The following is a 1,663-nucleotide window of genomic DNA, read 5'->3' as shown; positions in this document are numbered from 1 at the left end:
AGCCTCGCGCTTTCATGAAGCGGGCTGTCCGACGGGTGGTCAGGTATGAGAAAAGTGCCTCTGACCAGCAAGAATGAGGATTGTCTAGGTCCTTGTTCCCGCTGAATCCAGAGGCACTTTCCAGGTGAAGAAGCCTACCGGGTCCTACCCCCATGTCCTTGTCCAGAGTGACGGCCGAGCCGTGCTCTCGCAGGCCGGTTCGGTCCTGCTGGTCGAAACTGTCCGCAAGACCGGCCTTGACCAGGCCATATCCGCAGCGCTTGCCCCCTGGCGGAAGCCGCGGGCCGTCCACGACCCGGGCAAGATGCTCCTGGACGCCGCGCTGGCGGTCGCGCTCGGCGGGGACTGCCTTGCCGACATCGCGATGCTGCGGGCCGAGCCGGCCGTGTTCGGACCGGTCGCCTCCGACCCGACGGTCTCCCGCTTGATCGACACCCTCGCCACTGCGGGCGAGAAGGCACTGACCGCCATCCGCACCGCACGTTCCGACGTCCGCCGACGAGTCTGGGAGTTGGCAGGCAGCCGGGCACCGGACACCGGTGGGCAGGTGATCGTGGACCTGGACGGAGTCCTGGTCATCGCCCACTCCGACAAGCAGGACGCGGCCCCGACCTGGAAGAAGACCTACGGCCACCACCCCGTGATGGCCTTCGTCGACCACGGGCCGGGCGGAACCGGCGAACCCGTCGCCGCTCTGCTCCGCCCCGGGAACGCGGGCTCGAACACCGCCGCCGACCACATCACCACCGCCCGTCTCGCCCTCGCCCAACTGCCCACGAAGCACCGGCGCGGACGGCAGACTCTCATCCGCTGCGACTCCGCGGGCGGCACCCACGAGTTCGTCTCCTGGCTCGCCCGGCGCGGGCGCTGGCTGTCCTTTTCCGTTGGCATGGTGATCACCGAAACCATCCACCAGCACGTGCTGAAGATCCCCGAGTCGGCATGGACGCCGGCCGTCGAGACCGGCGGCGGGGTCCGCGACGGGGCCTGGGTCGCCGAACTCACCGGCGACCTGCTCGACGGCTGGCCGAAAGGGATGCGGCTGATCGTTCGCAAGGAACGGCCCCACCCCGGGGCCCAGTTGAGGATCACCGACGCGGACGGCATGCGGATCACCTGTTTCGCCACCAACACCGCCGGCCGTCCCATCGCCGAACTCGAGCTCCGTCACCGGCTACGGGCCAGGGCCGAAGACCGGATCCGGGCCGCCCGCGCGACCGGCCTGCGCAACCTGCCCCTGCACGACACCGCGCAGAACAAGGTCTGGCTGGAGATCGTCCAGCTCGCGCTCGACCTGCTGGCCTGGATGCCCATGCTCGCTCTGACCGGCAAAGCCCGGCTCTGGGAGCCCCGCCGTCTTCGGCTCCGCCTCTTCTCCGCAGCCGCCCAGCTCGTCACGACCGGCCGGCGTCGCATCCTCCGCCTCGCCCGCCACTGGCCATGGGTCAGCGAGATCACCGCAGCTCTCGCACGACTCTCTCTCCTGCCGAAGCCCGGCTGACCAGCGACTCTCCGCCCCTACGAGGAGCACCACCCCTACCGGAGCAGTGGAACCCGGCGCCCACCCGACGCGACACTCGGGCTGTCGGTCTGCCCGGCATCAGCCACCGAAAGCGAAACGGTCCGCCGACTCCGTCGGCGGACCGTCAAGAAAGATCGAGGT

Annotated in this window: 1 protein-coding gene; it reads left to right on the top strand. The window is 69.4% G+C overall.

Annotated features, from left to right (window positions below):
• Positions 1-124 precede the first annotated feature (124 nt).
• Positions 125-1,501, top strand: a complete 1,377-nt coding sequence (locus IE178_RS34955) for an IS1380 family transposase (RefSeq protein WP_193515055.1) — start codon at positions 125-127, stop codon at positions 1,499-1,501.
• Positions 1,502-1,663: the final 162 nt, after the last annotated feature.

It is taken from the genome of Streptomyces griseoloalbus (assembly GCA_014650015.1).
Lineage (GTDB): Bacteria > Actinomycetota > Actinomycetes > Streptomycetales > Streptomycetaceae > Streptomyces > Streptomyces griseoloalbus.
The sequence above is the reverse complement of the archived record's forward strand: the minus strand, read 5'-3'. Positions and strand labels throughout refer to the sequence as shown.